Source organism: Burkholderia sp. JP2-270 (assembly GCF_003233675.1).
Lineage (GTDB): Bacteria > Pseudomonadota > Gammaproteobacteria > Burkholderiales > Burkholderiaceae > Burkholderia > Burkholderia pyrrocinia_C.
Map to the genome: position 1 here is coordinate 1,328,114 of NZ_CP029824.1, position 15,071 is coordinate 1,343,184.

Here is a 15,071-nt window from a genome sequence, read left to right on the forward strand (position 1 = left end):
GCATGTTCGGCAAACTCACACTATCGGCGATCCCGTTCGATCAGCCCATCATCATGGGGGCGAGCGCCTTCATGGGGCTCGTCGTGCTGGGCATCGTCGCCGCGCTGACGGTCACCGGCCGATGGAAATGGCTGTGGAGCGAATGGCTGACGTCCGTCGATCACAAGAAGATCGGCGTGATGTACCTGGTCGTCGCGGTGCTGATGCTGCTGCGCGGCTTCGCGGACGCCGTGATGATGCGCGTGCAGCTCGCGCTCGCGTACAACGGCCCCGGCTACCTGCCGCCGCATCATTACGACCAGGTCTTCACCGCGCACGGCGTGATCATGATCTTCTTCATGGCGATGGCGCTGCTGGTCGCGTTCTTCAACCTGATCGTGCCGCTGCAGATCGGCGCGCGCGACGTCGCGTTCCCGTTCCTGAACTCGCTGAGCTTCTGGATGACGGCGATGGCCGCGATCCTGATGAACATCTCGCTCGTGATCGGCGAATTCGCGCAGACGGGCTGGCTCGCGTATCCGCCGCTGTCGGAGCTGCAGTTCAGCCCGGGCGTCGGCGTCGACTACTACCTGTGGGCGCTGCAGATCTCGGGCGTCGGCACGCTGATCACGGCGATCAATTTTTTCGTGACGATCATCAAGATGCGCGCGCCGGGCATGACGCTGATGAAGATGCCGGTGTTCACGTGGACCGCGCTGTGCTCGAACGTGCTGATCATGGCCACGTTCCCGATCCTGACGGTTGCGCTCGCGCTGCTCGGCCTCGACCGCTACCTCGACATGCACTTCTTCACGAACGATGCCGGCGGCAACGCGATGCTGTACCTGAACCTGATCTGGGCATGGGGGCATCCGGAGGTGTACATCCTCGTGCTGCCCGCGTTCGGCATCTATTCGGAAGTCATCGCCACGTTTGCGAAGAAGCCGTTGTTCGGCTACAGGACGATGGTCTATGCGTCGTGCGTGATCATGGTGCTCGCGTTCCTGGTGTGGCTGCACCATTTCTTCACGATGGGTTCCGGCGCGGACGTCAACGCGTTTTTCGGCATCATGACGATGGTCATCGCGATTCCGACCGGCGTGAAGATCTTCAACTGGCTGTTTACGATGTACCGCGGACGCATCGAATTCACGGCGCCCGTGCTGTGGACGATCGGCTTCATGGTCACGTTCACGCTCGGCGGCATGACCGGCGTGATGATGGCGATTCCCGGCGCGGACTTCGTGCTGCACAACAGCCTGTTCCTGATCGCGCACTTCCACAACGCTATCATCGGCGGCGTCGTGTTCGGCTACTTCGCGGGCGTGCATTACTGGTTCCCGAAGGTGTTCGGGTTCCGGCTCGACGAGAAGTTCGGCAAGCGCGCGTTCTGGTGCTGGTTCCTCGGCTTCTACGCGTCGTTCGTGCCGCTGTACGTGCTCGGCTTCATGGGCATGACGCGGCGACTCAACCACTACGACAACCCGGCCTGGCATCCGTGGCTGGTCGCCGCCGCGTTCGGCGTCGCGCTGATCGCGATCGGCGTGCTGTGTCAGGTGGCGTCGGTGTGGGTCGGCTGGCGCAATCGCAACCAGCCGCAGTATCGCGATGCGACGGGCGATCCGTGGAACGGCCGCACGCTCGAATGGGCGACGAGTTCGCCGCCCGCCGTCTACAACTTCGCGGTGATCCCGAACGTTCATGAACTCGATGAGCTCGCGTATCGCAAGGCGAAGGGCCTCGGGCTCGGGCTCGGCCTCGGCAAGAACGTCAGGTACCAGGACATCCACATGCCGTCGAACACGAGTGCGGGCTTCTTCGTCGGCCTCTTCAGCCTGCTGCTCGGCTTCGCACTCGTCTGGCACATCTGGTGGCTCGCGATCGCCGCGCTCGTCGGCATCGTCGCGACGGTGGTGCTGTACAGCGCACAGGACAACGACGGCTATTACATTCCGGCGGATACCGTCCGCACGATCGAGGAACAACGCGCGGGCGTGCGGATCGGCACACCGGCGCCGCAAGCCGAACTGGAGGCGAACTGATGTCGTATCAATCTCTCGCGGGCGCCGGCCATCAACCGGCGGCGCACCACCATCCGCCGTCGCATTCGGTGTTCGGCTTCTGGCTGTACCTGATGACCGACTGCGTGATCTTCGCGTCGCTGTTTGCGACGTTCGCGGTGCTCGGCCACCAGTTTGCGGGCGGGCCGATCGCGAAGGACCTGTTCGATATCCCGGGCGTCGCACTCGAGACCGCCGCGCTGCTGCTGTCCAGCATCACGTACGGCTTCGCGATGCTCGGCGCGCAGCGCCGCCGACGCGGCACCGTGTTCGTCTGGCTCGCGGTGACGTTCGTGCTCGGCACAGCGTTTCTCGCAATGGAACTGCGCGAGTTCTCGCACCTGATCGCGGAAGGCGCAGGCCCGCAGCGCAGCGCGTTCCTGTCGGCGTTCTTCGCGCTGGTCGGCACGCACGGATTGCACGTGGCTGCGGGCCTGTTATGGATGGTCGTGCTCGTGGTGCAGATCGCTCGTGGCCCCGGCATGACGGAACGCGACTTCCGGCGCCTCGCCTGCCTGAGCCTCTTCTGGCACTTCCTCGACATCGTCTGGATCTGCGTGTTTTCCTTCGTCTATCTCGCGAGCGTGATCTAAATGGCTCATTCGGAACTCATCCACCACGATGAAGCGCACGGCACGGCCGGCGGCTACATCGTCGGTTTCGTGCTGTCGGTGCTGCTGACGGCCGCGTCGTTCGGCCTCGTGACGGGCGGCGTGCTGGCGCCGAAGGCGGCGCTTATCGCGCTCGCGGTGCTCGCGTTCGTGCAGATTCTCGTGCACCTCGTGTGCTTCCTGCACATGAATACGTCGTCCAGCCAGCGCTGGAACGTGATGGCGTTCAGCTACACGGTGCTCACCGCGCTGATCCTGATCTTCGGGACGCTGTGGGTGATGCACAACGTCAGCATGAACATGATGTCGCGTTAGCCGGCCCGGGCCGTGGTTTGGTCCGACCTTCCGCGCCGTGCCCGCCGCACGGCTTTTTTCCTTTCGGGCGTGCGGTTCGCGCGCCTTTGCGCATCATGATCAACAACGATTCCCAGACCCCGGTACGTGCCGACGAGCCGATCCCGCATCGCAAGGTCATCCGCGCGTGGCTCGTGCCGTTCGCCACGCGCGAGATCGTGCGCCCGATCTCGCTGCTCGTGCTCGACTACCTGCTGCTGTTCGCGGCGTTCGCCGGCGCGCTGCTGATTCCGTCGATCATCGGCAAGATCGTCTGCGGGATGGCCGCCGGCTTCGTCACCGGGCGGCTCTTCATCATCGGGCACGACGCGTGTCACCAGAGCCTGACGCCCGATCGCCGGCTGAACCGCTGGCTCGGCCGCATCGCATTCCTGCCGTCGCTGACGCCATACAGCCTGTGGGAAGTCGGGCACAACGTCGTGCACCACGGTTATACGAACCTGAAGGGCTTTGACTTCGTGTGGGCGCCCCATACCCCGGCGGAATACGCCGCACTGTCGCCGGCGCGCCGCTTGCTGGATCGCGTCTACCGAAGCGGCTGGGCGCCGGGGCTTTACTACCTCGTCGAGATCTGGTGGCTGCGGATGTATTTCCCGACCAGGACCTATATCGGCACGTCGCGGCCCGTGTTCCGGCGCGACTGCCTGCTGGTGACGGGCTTCGCGGCCGTGTGGATCGCCGCCGTCGTCTGGGTGGCGATCGCGACAGGGCAACCCATCGCGCTGCTGCTCGCAACCGCGGTGCTCGTGCCGTTCCTGTTCTGGTGCTCGATGATCGGCTTCGTCGTGTATGTCCACCACACCGATCCGCGCATCGCGTGGCACGCGAACCGCGCGGAATGGTCGAATGCCGCGCCGTTCGTGTCGACCACGCTGCACCTGACGTTCCCGTTCGGTATCGGCGGCCTGCTGCACCACATCATGGAGCACACGGCGCATCACGTCGACATGAGCGTGCCGCTGTACCGGCTCAAGCCCGCGCAGGCAAAACTGGAGGACATGCTGCCCGGGCGGATCGTCGTGCAGCGCTTCAGCTGGCGCTGGTATTTCGATACGGCGCGCCGCTGCAAGCTCTATGACACCGACCGCAAGCTCTGGACGGACTACCTCGGAAACCGGACGAGCGATGCGGCATGCGAGGCGCTCCCGCCGGCTGCCGCGGACGAACTGCCGGGTGCGGTTCCCGAACCGGCGGGCAAGGCGCCCGCCGCGAGCGCTCACGCGGTGCCGTAATCCACGTGGCCGGTTTCGCGGCAGAAGCTGACGAGCCGCAAACCGGCCGCCTTCGCGATCTCGATCGCGAGCGACGACGGCGCGGAGATGGTTGCGACCATCGGGATGCCGACCCGTGCGGCCTTGCGCACGAGCTCGTAGCTCGCGCGGCTCGACAGGAACACGAAGCCGTCGGTCGCGTCGGCGCGCGACAGCACGAGCGAGCCGATCAGCTTGTCCAGCGCGTTGTGGCGGCCGACGTCCTCGAACGCGATCCGGATCGCGCCTGTTGCGTCGCACCATGCGGCCGCATGCAGGCCGCCCGTGAGCTGCGTGAGCGTCTGGTGGGCCGGCAGCGCATGCGCCGCGCGCGCCAGCGCGTCGGGCGCGAGGCGCGCGAGAAAGCCCGTGTCGGGCACGCGTTCGGGCGCGAGGTCGAGCAGGTCGATGCTTTCGATCCCGCATACGCCGCAGCCGGTGCGCCCCGCGAGCGCGCGGCGCCGGTCCTTCAGCGCGGCGAACGCCTGCTGGACGACTTCCAGATGAACTTCCGCGTGCGGCAACGGCGCGTCGGCGTGCAGGATCACCTCGATGTCCTTGATGTCGCTGCCGCGCGCGACGATCCCTTCCGAGATCGCGAAGCCGACCGCGAACGCTTCGAGGTCGCACGGCGTGCACATCATCACGGCGTGCGAGATGCCGTTGAAGACGAGTGCGACGGGCCATTCCTGGCCCACGTAGTCGTGCGCGGTTTCGACGGCGCCGCCGCGCGTGCGGCGCACGGACAGTTCGATCGCGCCGCGCGGTTCGTCGCGCGGTTCGCCGGATTCGGTCGGATTCACGAGCACTCCCGTTGATTCGAGGCACGGCCGGCGGACTATCAATCGCGTCCGCCGCCCGCGCGCAGAGGTTCTAAAATACCCCAGGCAGGCCGGCCGCGCCGGCAACCGTCACGTCAGGTAACGACCATGGGACTCAGCGACGCTCCGTTGCTATTCAACTTCGAACACGATTCGTCGGAAAACTTCACGTACATCCCGATGATCGTGCGTTTCAACCTCGACCGCTTCGGTTTGCGGATTTCGCTTGAGCAGTGGCAGTTGCTGCCGCTCGAGGACCGCAAGCTGCTCGCGCGCTTTCCGGCCGACGACGACACCGCGATCGAGCCCAACTTCGATCATGCACTGTTCGAGATGCTGCGCACGCACGCCGATCTGGAACCGTCGTGGTTCCAGCCGGACGAGCAGCCGACCTGGCGCGCCACCGACACGGTGCCGGAGTCGCTCGTGCAGCAGAGCGCGCTGGCCGGGCTGTCGGCGCCGGCGCTCGCACAGTGGCAGCGGCTCGCGCCGTTCCAGCGCTACGTGCTGGTGAAGCTGTCGCGCAAGCCGAAGCTGAATCACGATTTCCTGCCCGCGATGCGGGAGTTCGGGCTGACGGCCACGCACTGACGGGCCGCATGCCGCGCCGCAGCGCGGCGCTCGCCCGTCAGAGCGGCGGCAGTTGCCGCGGCTTGCGGTCCGCGCCGGTCGCGACGTACGTGAGCGTCGCTTCGGTGACCTTCACGATTTCGCCCATCAGGCGCATGCGCTGTGCATACACCTCGACGTCGACCGTGATCGACGTGTTGCCGGTGCGCATGATGGTCGCGTAGAAGCTCAGAAGATCGCCGACGAACACCGGCTGCTTGAACACGAACGAGTTGACCGCGACCGTCGCGACGCGGCCGTTCGCGCGCTGGCTCGCGGGGATCGAACCGGCGATATCGACCTGCGACATGATCCAGCCGCCGAATACGTCGCCGTGGACGTTTGCGTCGTGCGGTTGCGGGACGACGCGCAGCGCGGGCTGCTTTTGCGGAAGTTCGAGGGTCGAATCGGTCATGGCGGGAGCTTTCATCCTGTAATAAATTCGCCGCCGCGCGCAGGCTGGCCGGCAAGGGCGCCGGCAGCGGCGCGAAGCGGCTTCTGCGACAATACAACGTTCGCAAATTGTACGAGAAAGCGGGCGAGCCGGCCGCCGATGCACGCGTCCGGCACCGCCGCCGATCCTTCCCCCATGCGCCGATTTCCTGCTTCCGGCGAGCCCGCGCCGGCTTCGACCGGGCACCGCAACGACTGGCAGACCATCCGGTCGCTGCTGCCGTACCTGACCACCTACAAATGGCGCGTCGCGCTCGCGCTCGCCTGCCTGATCGGTGCGAAGGTTGCGAACCTCGGCGTGCCGGTCGTGATGAAGCGCATCGTCGACCACCTGTCCTACGTGCAGCAGCTCACCGCGCTCGGCCGCGCCGAGCAGTCGGCTGGCATCGTGCTCGCGGGCGGCGTCGGCCTGCTGGTCGTCGCGTATGCGCTCGTGCGGCTGTCGACGTCGCTGTTTACCGAGCTGCGCGAGATCCTGTTCTCGAAGGTCACCGAGAGCGCGGTGCGCCAGCTCGCGCTGCAGGTGTTCCGGCACCTGCACGGGCTGTCGCTGCGATTTCACCTGGAGCGCCAGACGGGCGGCATGTCGCGCGACATCGAGCGCGGCACGCGCGGCATCCAGCAACTGATTTCGTATTCGCTGTACAGCATCCTGCCGACGCTCGTCGAGGTCGGGCTCGTGCTCGGCTTCTTCGTGATCAAGTACGAGGCCTATTACGCGTACGTGACGTTCGCCGCGCTGGTCACGTACATCGTGTTCACCGTGAAGGTCACCAACTGGCGCACGCACTTCCGCCGCACGATGAACGAACTCGATTCGCGCGCGAACGCGCGGGCGATCGATTCGTTGATCAACTACGAGACGGTGAAGTACTTCGGCAACGAGGAGTGGGAAGCGCAGCGCTACGACGAGAACCTGAAGCGCTACCGCAAGGCCGCGATCCGCTCGCAGAACTCACTGTCGGTGCTGAACTTCGGCCAGCAGGCGATCATCGGCACGGGGCTCGTGTTCATCCTGTGGCGCGCGACGCAAGGCGTGCTCGCGGGCAAGCTGACGCTCGGCGATCTCGTGCTGATCAACACGTTCATGCTGCAGCTCTATATCCCGCTGAACTTTCTCGGCGTCGTCTATCGCGAGCTCAAGCAGAGCCTCACCGACATGGACCGGATGTTCGGGCTGCTGTCGGCCGCGAAGGAAGTCGCGGACCTGCCCGACGCACGGCCGCTCGCGGTGGCCGGCGCGCAGGTGCGCTTCGAGCACGTGAACTTCGCGTACGAGCCGGCGCGGTCGATCCTGCACGACGTGACGTTCACGATCGACGCGGGCACGACGACCGCGGTGGTCGGTCACAGCGGTTCCGGGAAGTCAACGCTGTCGCGCCTGCTGTTCCGCTTCTACGATCTCGACCGGCAGGCGGGCGGCGCGATCCGGATCGACGGCCAGGACATTCGCGACGTCGCGCAGGATTCGCTGCGCGCATCGATCGGGATCGTGCCGCAGGACACCGTGCTGTTCAACGACTCGATCTACTACAACATCGCGTACGGCCGGCCGACCGCGACCCGCGACGAGGTGGTCGCGGCCGCGCGCGCCGCGCATATCCACGATTTCATCGAAAGCTTGCCGAAGGGCTATGACACGCCGGTCGGCGAGCGCGGACTGAAGCTGTCGGGCGGCGAGAAGCAGCGCGTCGCGATCGCGCGCACGCTGCTGAAGGATCCGCCGATCCTGCTGTTCGACGAAGCGACGTCGGCGCTCGATTCGCGTTCGGAACGCGCGATCCAGCACGAGCTCGACCAGATCGCGCGGCATCGCACGACGCTCGTGATCGCGCATCGGCTGTCGACGGTCGTGCATGCGCAGCAGATCCTCGTGATGGATCACGGACGGATCGTCGAGCGCGGCACGCACGACGAACTCGTGCGCGCGGACGGGCTGTATGCGCAGATGTGGGCGCTGCAGCAGCAGCGCGCGGCGGCGGGCGGGGAGGAGGCCGAGGCCGCGTGAGCGGCGATGCTGCGCGCGGTGGCGCGTAGCGGTCCGTTGGGAGGGCGCGCGGACGGCACGATGCGGCGTCGTGCCGTGCCGTCCGTCGTCCGGTCAGCCCGCGGCGCGCAGCCGCGCGTCGAGCTCGCCGAGTTGCGCGGGCGTGCCGACGTTCTCCCAGATGCCTTCGTACAGTTCGCCGCTCGCGCGGCCGGCTTCGATCGTCGCGCGGAAGTACGGCGTCAGTGCGCGTCGCGTGCCGGGCGCGAGATCGCGGAACATCCGCGTGTCGTACAGGCCGATGCTGCCGAACGTGACGCGCTCGCCGCCGTCGAGCGACAGGCGCCCGTCGCCACCGAGCACGAAGTCGCCGGACGGATGGAATGACGGATTCGGCACCATCACGAGATGCATCGCGGGCGCGTCGAGCGCCGACATGCGCGCGGCGGGGGCGGCGAGCTTCCCGTAATCGAACTCGGCGAACACGTCGCCGGCCACCGCGACGAACACCGTCGAGCGCCCGTCGTGTTCCAGCAGCGGCAGCGCCTGCGCGATGCCGCCGGCGGTCTCCAGCGCTTCGCCCTCGGCCGAATACGCGAGCCGCACGCCCCAGCGCGAGCCGTCGCCGAGCGCGGCCTCGATCCGTTCGCCGAGCCACGCATGGTTGATCACGATCGTCGCGATGCCCGCGCGTGCGAGCGCTTCGATCTGCCAGACGATCAGCGGCTTGCCGCCCGCTTCGAGCAGCGGCTTCGGGCGGGTGTCGGTCAGCGGGCGCATCCGTTCGCCGCGCCCGGCGGCGAAAATCATCGCCGTGGTCAGGGTGTCGCTCATGTTCGGCCGGGTATCAGGACAGTCAGAACGTATAGCCCACGTCGGCCGGCGCGTTGCCCTCGAGTTCGTCGAGCAGCTTCGCGAACGGCACGAGCGGGCGGTAGCGCAGCGCGACCTTGCGCGCATATGCGAGGAAGCGCGGCAGGTCGTTCAGGTAGTGCGGCTTGCCGTCGCGGTAATTGATGCGCGCGAACAGGCCGAGGATCTTGATATGGCGCTGCAGCCCCATCCATTCGAGCTGACGGTAGAACTCGCCGAAATCCGGATCGACCGGCAGGCCGGCCTTTTTCGCCTTTTCCCAGTAATACGCGAAGCAGTCGAGCTCGAACTCCTCGTCCCAGCTGATGAATGCGTCGCGCAGCAACGACACGACGTCGTACGTCAGCGGCCCGTAGACGGCGTCCTGGAAATCGAGCACGCCCGGGTTCGGCTCGCAGACCATCAGGTTGCGCGGCATGAAGTCGCGCAGCATGAAACCCTGCGGCTGCGCGTGCGCGCTGGCGACCAGCAGTGCGAAGGTGCGCTCGAGCGTGCCGCGCATCGCGTCGGTGACCGGCTTGCCGAGGTGGCGGCCGACGAACCATTCGGGCAGCAGCTCCATTTCGCGGCGCAGGAACGCTTCGTCGAACGGCGACAGGACGTCGGGCTTCGACGTGAGCTGGAAGCGGATCAACGCGTCGAGCGCGTCGCGCATCAGCGGCCGCGCGGCGGCCGGGTCGGCCGGATCGAGCACCGAGATGTACGACGTGCGGCCGAGGTCCGTCACGAGCATGAAGCCCGCATCGAAATCGTGGGCCAGGATGTCCGGAACGTGATCGCCGGCCGCGGCGAGCAACTGCGCGACCTGGACGAACTCGCGGCACTTCTCGGGCGGCGGCGCGTCGACGGCGATCAGCGTGCCGCCGGCGCTCGTGGCCGACGCGACGCGGAAATAACGACGGAAACTGGCGTCCGACGACGCTGGCGCGAGGGTCGACAGGTCAAGGGCGTAGCGCCCGGCGAGCGGGCGCAGCCACGCGGTGAGTGCTTCGAGGCGGGCGTCGGGCTGGGATGCGGCGGATGGGGGCGTCATGAAACTCGGGGGAGGGGGGAACGTCTTGCCATATAATACCCCACGACTTTTTTGACGCGCCCTGCGTCAGCTTCCGCCGTACAGGCCCGCTGCCTGTCGCGCCGTCCGCCCGATCGCCTCCCCGGTTTGCGCTCAGCCGCAGTCGCGGTTCGACGGCGCGGCCCGCCGTGCGCGAGTGTGCCGTGAAGGCGCGGTTGACAAGGGGCGATTCGCCAAACGATAGATGCCGCCCAAACCGCTATTCCCGAATGTTTTCCCCGGTGACGGGGCGCCGCGCAAACGGCGGCTCGCGCTCGCGCTCCTGGCCGTGCCCGGCCTCGTGCCGGCCGTGTCGTACGCGCAGCTGTCGGGCGCGGCTGCGCAGCCGCAGCCGCTCGACTCGCCGTGGGATCTGCGTCTCGCACCCCAGCTCGAGGATCATCCGCTGAAGGACGGCGCGAAGCCGGCCGCCTTCGTGATCGCCGACCACACGAGCGGCACGGCCGAGCAGGATCTGGCCGCGAAGGGTTCGGCCGAACTGCGGCGCGGCGACGCCGTCGTGAAGGCCGACGCGATCCACTACGATCAGGATACCGACATGGCCGATGCGTACGGCCAGGTCAGGATAGTCAATGGCGGCACGTCGTTCGCGGGCCCCGAGGCGCATCTGAAGATCGAGGCGAACCAGGGCTTCATGACGGCGCCGAAGTACCACTTCAACGTGACGGGCGGGTCGGGCAGCGCTGAGCGCGTCGACATGGTCGACAACGAGCGCTCGGTGTTCGTCAACGGCACGTACACGGCGTGCCAGTGCTCGACGAACCCCGCGTGGTACATCAAGGGCAGCCGCTTCGACTTCGATACGGGCGCCGACGAAGGCACCGCGCGCAACGGCGTGCTGTTCTTCCAGGGCGTGCCGATCTTCGCGAGCCCGTGGCTGACGTTCCCGCTGTCGGGCGAGCGGCGCAGCGGCCTGCTGCCGCCGACGTTCTCGATGAACTCGAACAACGGCTTCGAGCTGTCGCTGCCGTACTACTTCAACATCGCGCCGAACCGCGACCTGACGCTTACGCCGCGCATCATCTCGCGGCGCGGCGTGATGGCCGAAGCGACGTTCCGCTACCTGTCGCCGTCGTATTCGGGCACGCTGACGGCCAATTACCTGCCGGATGACCGGCTCGCGCACCGCAACCGCTACGCGATCTACTGGCAGCACCAGCAGAACTTCGGCGGCGGCTTTGGCGGCTACGTCTACTACAACAAGGTCTCGGACAACACCTATCCCGAAGATCTCGGTTCGGCGAACCAGTTCATCAACGGGACGCAGACGCTGTACCAGCAGGAAGCCGGCCTCACGTACAACAACGGCCCGTGGTCGGTGCTTGCGCGTTACCAGCACTGGCAGACGCTGCCGCCGTCGATCGCGCCGTACAGCCGCGAGCCGCAGTTGAACGTGAAGTACACGAAGTACAACGTCGGCGGCTTCGACTTCGGCGCGGAAGCCGACTATTCGCGGTTCCGCATCACGACGGCCGATGCGACCGAAGGCGACCGGATCGTCTTCAACCCGTACATCGCATACGGCGTGTACGGCCCCGGCTACTTCGTCGTGCCGAAGGTCCAGTACCACTTCGCGTCGTACGACCTGAGCCACCTGTCGTCGGGCACGCCGAACAATCCGAAGCGCTTCACCGAGTCGATCCCGACCGTGACCTTCGACTCGGGCCTGATCTTCGACCGCTCGGTGCGCCTGTTCGGGCAGGACTTCATCCAGACCCTCGAGCCGCGCCTGTACTACGTGTACACGCCGTATCGCGACCAGTCGAACGCGCCGCTGTTCGACACCGCGGAATCTGACTTCGGCCTCGCGGAGATCTACCAGCCGAACACGTTCGTCGGCAACGACCGGATCGCCGATGCGAACCGGATCACGGCCGGCCTCACGTCGCGCTTCATCGATCCGCGCACCGGCGACGAGCGTGCGCGCTTCGTGATCGCGCAGCAGTACTACTTCGCCGATCAGCGCGTCACGCTGAATTCCGGGCAGACCGCGGTGCAGGCACGCCACTCGGACCTGATCGTCGGCGCCGCGCTGAAGCTCGGCTCGGGCTTCATGTCGGAGACGGCGTTCCAGTACAACCAGAACAACAACCAGCTCGTGAAGTCGAGCATCGGTTTCGGCTACAGCCCGGGCGAGCGCCGCGTGATCAACGTCGGCTACCGCTACACGCGCGCGAACACCACGCTCGACAACCAGCCGATCAACCAGTTCCTGGTGTCCGCGCAGTGGCCGCTCACGCGCCGCCTGTATGCGATCGGCCGCTTCAACTACGATCTCGCCGGCGATCGCGTGGTCGACGGTCTGCTCGGCTTACAATACGACGCGGATTGCTGGGCGCTCGGGGTCGGGGTGCAGCGGGCGGCGAACGGCATAAATTCGTCGGGACAGCAGAACTCGTCGACGCGCTTCATGATGCAACTGACGCTCAAGGGCTTGTCGACGGTCGACAACGGCCTCGTGTCCGCATTCCGCGCCGGGGTGCCGGGTTATACGCCGCTGCCGCCGCCGCCGCCGCCGATGTCCCGCTTCAGCAACTACGAGTAACGCCGGCTTGTCTGCACCGGTCAGCACGATTTCAATGGAGTATCAGTGGCAATGAAGAAAACCCTTCGTTTCGCGGCAGTCGTGTCCAGCCTCGCCGCGTCCGCCGCGCTGCTCGCCGCCGCGCCGGCCGCGGCTCAGGCGCTCGGTTCGCGAGGTGCGCAGCTCGCCGACGAAGTCGTCGCGGTCGTCAACAACGACGTGATCACGGGCCGCGAACTCGACCAGCGCGTCGGCCTGATCGCGCGCCGTCTGCAGCAGCAGAACGCGCCGGTGCCGCCGGCCGACCAGTTGCGCGCACAGGTGCTGAACCAGATGGTGCTCGAGCGGATCCAGGTGCAGAAGGCCAAGGACGACGGGATCCGCGTCGACGATGCGACCGTGCAGTCGACGCTGCAGCGTCTCGCGCAAGCGAACGGCATGACGCTCGAGCAGTACCGCGCGCGTCTGGAGTCGCAAGGCGTGCCCTGGAGCATCTTCACGAGCGATGCGCGTACCGAGCTGATGCTGTCGAAGCTGCGCGAGCGCGAGGTCGACGGCAAGATCACCGTGTCGGACGCCGAGGTCGCGAACTACATCGCGAGCCAGCGCGGGCCGAACGCGGCACAGCAGCAGGACCTGCGCTTCCAGCACATCTTCATCAAGGCGCCGACCAACGCGCCGCAGGCCGACATCGAAGCCGCGCAGAAGAAGGCCGATGCGCTGCTGCAGCAAGCGAAGTCGGGCGCCGATTTCGAGCGGCTCGCGAAGAACAACTCCGAAGCGAACGACGCGAAGAAGGGCGGCGACCTTGGCTTCAAGGCGCCGAGCGCGCTGCCGGCCGAAGTCGTCGATGCCGCGTCGAAGCTGCGCCCGGGCCAGGTCAACCCGACGCTGATCCGCGTGCCGGACGGCTTCGAGATCGTGCGTCTCGTCGACCGCCGCCAGAGTCAGGGCGTTTCCGCAGCGGCGCCGAAGATCGTCCAGACGCACGTGCGCCACATCCTGCTGCGCGTGGGCGAAGGCAAGTCGGAAGGGCAGGCGCGCCAGCAACTGGCCGACATCCGCAACCAGGTCGAGGCCGGCGGCGATTTCGCGAAGTTCGCGCGCACCTACTCGCAGGACGGTTCGGCGTCGCAGGGCGGCGATCTCGGCTGGATCAGCCCGGGTGAAACCGTGCCGGAATTCGAGCGTGCGATGAACAACCTGCAGGACGGCCAGATCAGCCAGCCGATTCGTACCGAGTACGGCTACCACCTGATCCAGGTGCTGAGCCGCCGCGAGGCGGAAGGCTCGGTGCAGCAGCAAATGGACATCGCGCGTCAGGCGATCGGCCAGCGCAAGGCCGAGCAGGCATATGCCGACTGGCTGCGCGAGCTGCGCGACTCGTCGTACGTGCAGTACAAGATCGGCGGCGCCGGCCCGGCGAACTGAACGAGCTTCCGATGACCACGCCCGCGCTGCAGATCGCGATCACGACCGGCGAACCCGCGGGCGTCGGCCCTGAGCTGACTGTGCAGGCGCTGCGTGATGCCGCGCAGCGCTGGCCCGACGCGCATTTCACCGTGCTCGGCGATGCTGCGCTGCTCGACGCACGGGCGGCGGCGGTCGGCGCGGACCCGGCAACGCTCGCCGGCGGGCAGGTGTCGGTCGCGCATCACGCGCTCGCCGCTCCCGTGCAGGCGGGCAAGCTGGACGCAGCGAACGGCCGGTACGTGCTCGACTTGCTCGACGCGGCGATCGACGGTGCGCTGGCAGGCCGGTACGACGCGATCGTTACCGCGCCGCTGCAGAAGAGCACGATCAACGATGCGGGCGTGCCGTTTACCGGCCATACCGAATACCTGGCCGAGCGCACGCATACGCCGCGTGTCGTGATGATGCTGGCGGGCACCGGCGCCAAGCCGCTGCGCGTCGCGCTCGCGACTACGCACCTGCCGCTGAAGGACGTGTCGGCCGCGCTGACGATCGACGGGCTCGTCGAGACGCTCGCGATCATCGATCGCGACCTGCGGCGCGACTTCGGCCTCGCCGCGCCGCGCATCCTCGTGACGGGCCTGAACCCGCACGCGGGCGAGAACGGTTATCTCGGCCGCGAAGAGATCGACGTGATCGCGCCGGCGCTGGCCCGCGCGAACGCGCAGGGTATCGACGCGCGCGGCCCGTATCCGGCCGACACGCTGTTCCAGCCGCGCCATCTGGCCGATGCCGATTGCGTGCTCGCGATGTTCCATGACCAGGGGTTGCCCGTGCTGAAGTACGCGACGTTCGGCGAGGGCATCAACGTGACGCTCGGGCTGCCGATCATCCGCACGTCGGTCGATCACGGCACCGCGCTCGATCTGGCCGGCACGGGCCGCGCGGATCCGGGCAGCATGGTCGCCGCGCTCGATACGGCCGTCACGATGGCGCGCCATCGCCGCGCGGCCTGACGCGGCCCGACCTCACCCCATTCGTCGTATTTTTCGTTTTACTGAGTCG

At 67.0% G+C, this 15,071-nt stretch carries 14 protein-coding genes; 9 read left to right on the forward strand and 5 right to left on the reverse strand.

Annotation, left to right across the window (positions count from 1 at the left end; genetic code table 11):
* Positions 1 to 2: 2 nt before the first annotated feature.
* The 4 genes from cyoB to DM992_RS06385 all read left to right on the forward strand — a co-directional run bounded on the left by cyoB (position 3) and on the right by DM992_RS06385 (position 4,236).
* Positions 3 to 2,021 carry a cytochrome o ubiquinol oxidase subunit I gene (gene cyoB, locus DM992_RS06370; protein ID WP_111016138.1) on the forward strand — a complete coding sequence of 673 codons (2,019 nt, stop codon included), beginning with the start codon at positions 3 to 5 and terminating at the stop codon, positions 2,019 to 2,021.
* A complete protein-coding gene (cyoC, locus tag DM992_RS06375) occupies positions 2,021 to 2,632 on the forward strand; it encodes a cytochrome o ubiquinol oxidase subunit III (protein WP_111016139.1) in 612 nt (203 codons plus the stop codon). The genes cyoB and cyoC overlap by 1 nt, the downstream gene beginning before the upstream one ends.
* On the forward strand, positions 2,633 to 2,965 hold the full coding sequence (gene cyoD / locus DM992_RS06380; protein ID WP_111016140.1) for a cytochrome o ubiquinol oxidase subunit IV: 333 nt from the start codon (positions 2,633 to 2,635) through the stop codon (positions 2,963 to 2,965). It abuts the gene before it with no gap.
* A gap of 95 nt (positions 2,966 to 3,060) precedes the next feature.
* Positions 3,061 to 4,236 (forward strand): fatty acid desaturase, encoded by a 1,176-nt coding sequence (locus DM992_RS06385; RefSeq protein WP_111017834.1) that lies wholly within the window; start codon positions 3,061 to 3,063, stop codon positions 4,234 to 4,236.
* Here the strand turns inward: DM992_RS06385 and fdhD are convergent.
* Positions 4,221 to 5,057 carry a formate dehydrogenase accessory sulfurtransferase FdhD gene (fdhD, locus tag DM992_RS06390; RefSeq protein ID WP_111017833.1) on the reverse strand — a complete coding sequence of 279 codons (837 nt, stop codon included), beginning with the start codon at positions 5,055 to 5,057 and terminating at the stop codon, positions 4,221 to 4,223. The genes DM992_RS06385 and fdhD overlap by 16 nt on opposite strands.
* A gap of 126 nt (positions 5,058 to 5,183) precedes the next feature.
* Here fdhD and DM992_RS06395 point away from each other — a divergent pair, with 126 nt between their 5' ends.
* Complete coding sequence (locus tag DM992_RS06395; protein WP_047898989.1) at positions 5,184 to 5,666, forward strand: nitrate reductase associated protein; 483 nt, start codon at positions 5,184 to 5,186, stop codon at positions 5,664 to 5,666.
* Between the two features lie 37 nt (positions 5,667 to 5,703).
* Here DM992_RS06395 and DM992_RS06400 read toward each other — a convergent pair whose 3' ends face one another.
* Together DM992_RS06400 and DM992_RS06405 are read right to left on the reverse strand one after the other, a co-directional pair.
* Positions 5,704 to 6,099, reverse strand: a complete 396-nt coding sequence (locus tag DM992_RS06400) for an acyl-CoA thioesterase (RefSeq protein WP_111016141.1) — start codon at positions 6,097 to 6,099, stop codon at positions 5,704 to 5,706.
* A gap of 11 nt (positions 6,100 to 6,110) precedes the next feature.
* Positions 6,111 to 6,275, reverse strand: coding sequence for an acyl-CoA hydrolase (locus DM992_RS06405; protein WP_111016142.1), 165 nt, complete (start codon positions 6,273 to 6,275; stop codon positions 6,111 to 6,113).
* On the opposite strand from DM992_RS06405, the gene DM992_RS06410 reads away from it, so the two are divergent.
* The gene (locus DM992_RS06410; RefSeq protein WP_111016143.1) at positions 6,274 to 8,145 is read left to right on the forward strand and encodes an ABC transporter ATP-binding protein/permease; all 1,872 of its coding nucleotides are present in this window, start codon (positions 6,274 to 6,276) and stop codon (positions 8,143 to 8,145) included. The genes DM992_RS06405 and DM992_RS06410 overlap by 2 nt on opposite strands.
* A 93-nt stretch (positions 8,146 to 8,238) precedes the next feature.
* Here DM992_RS06410 and murU read toward each other — a convergent pair whose 3' ends face one another.
* Together murU and DM992_RS06420 are read right to left on the reverse strand one after the other, a co-directional pair.
* Positions 8,239 to 8,958: an N-acetylmuramate alpha-1-phosphate uridylyltransferase MurU gene (gene murU / locus DM992_RS06415; protein WP_111016144.1), complete on the reverse strand. Its 720-nt coding sequence runs from the start codon at positions 8,956 to 8,958 to the stop codon at positions 8,239 to 8,241.
* Positions 8,959 to 8,980: 22 nt separating this feature from the next.
* Positions 8,981 to 10,030, reverse strand: coding sequence for a phosphotransferase (locus DM992_RS06420; RefSeq protein WP_111016145.1), 1,050 nt, complete (start codon positions 10,028 to 10,030; stop codon positions 8,981 to 8,983).
* 223 nt (positions 10,031 to 10,253) lie between these two features.
* Between DM992_RS06420 and DM992_RS06425 the strand changes: the two genes are divergently transcribed.
* From DM992_RS06425 to pdxA, 3 genes are read left to right on the forward strand one after another with little or no spacing between them, the layout of a single operon-like run.
* On the forward strand, positions 10,254 to 12,614 hold the full coding sequence (locus tag DM992_RS06425; RefSeq protein WP_111016146.1) for an LPS-assembly protein LptD: 2,361 nt from the start codon (positions 10,254 to 10,256) through the stop codon (positions 12,612 to 12,614).
* Positions 12,615 to 12,665: 51 nt separating this feature from the next.
* Positions 12,666 to 14,024, forward strand: coding sequence for a peptidylprolyl isomerase (locus DM992_RS06430; RefSeq protein ID WP_111016147.1), 1,359 nt, complete (start codon positions 12,666 to 12,668; stop codon positions 14,022 to 14,024).
* Positions 14,025 to 14,035: 11 nt separating this feature from the next.
* Positions 14,036 to 15,022 (forward strand): 4-hydroxythreonine-4-phosphate dehydrogenase PdxA, encoded by a 987-nt coding sequence (gene pdxA, locus DM992_RS06435; RefSeq protein ID WP_111016148.1) that lies wholly within the window; start codon positions 14,036 to 14,038, stop codon positions 15,020 to 15,022.
* Positions 15,023 to 15,071 lie beyond the last annotated feature (49 nt).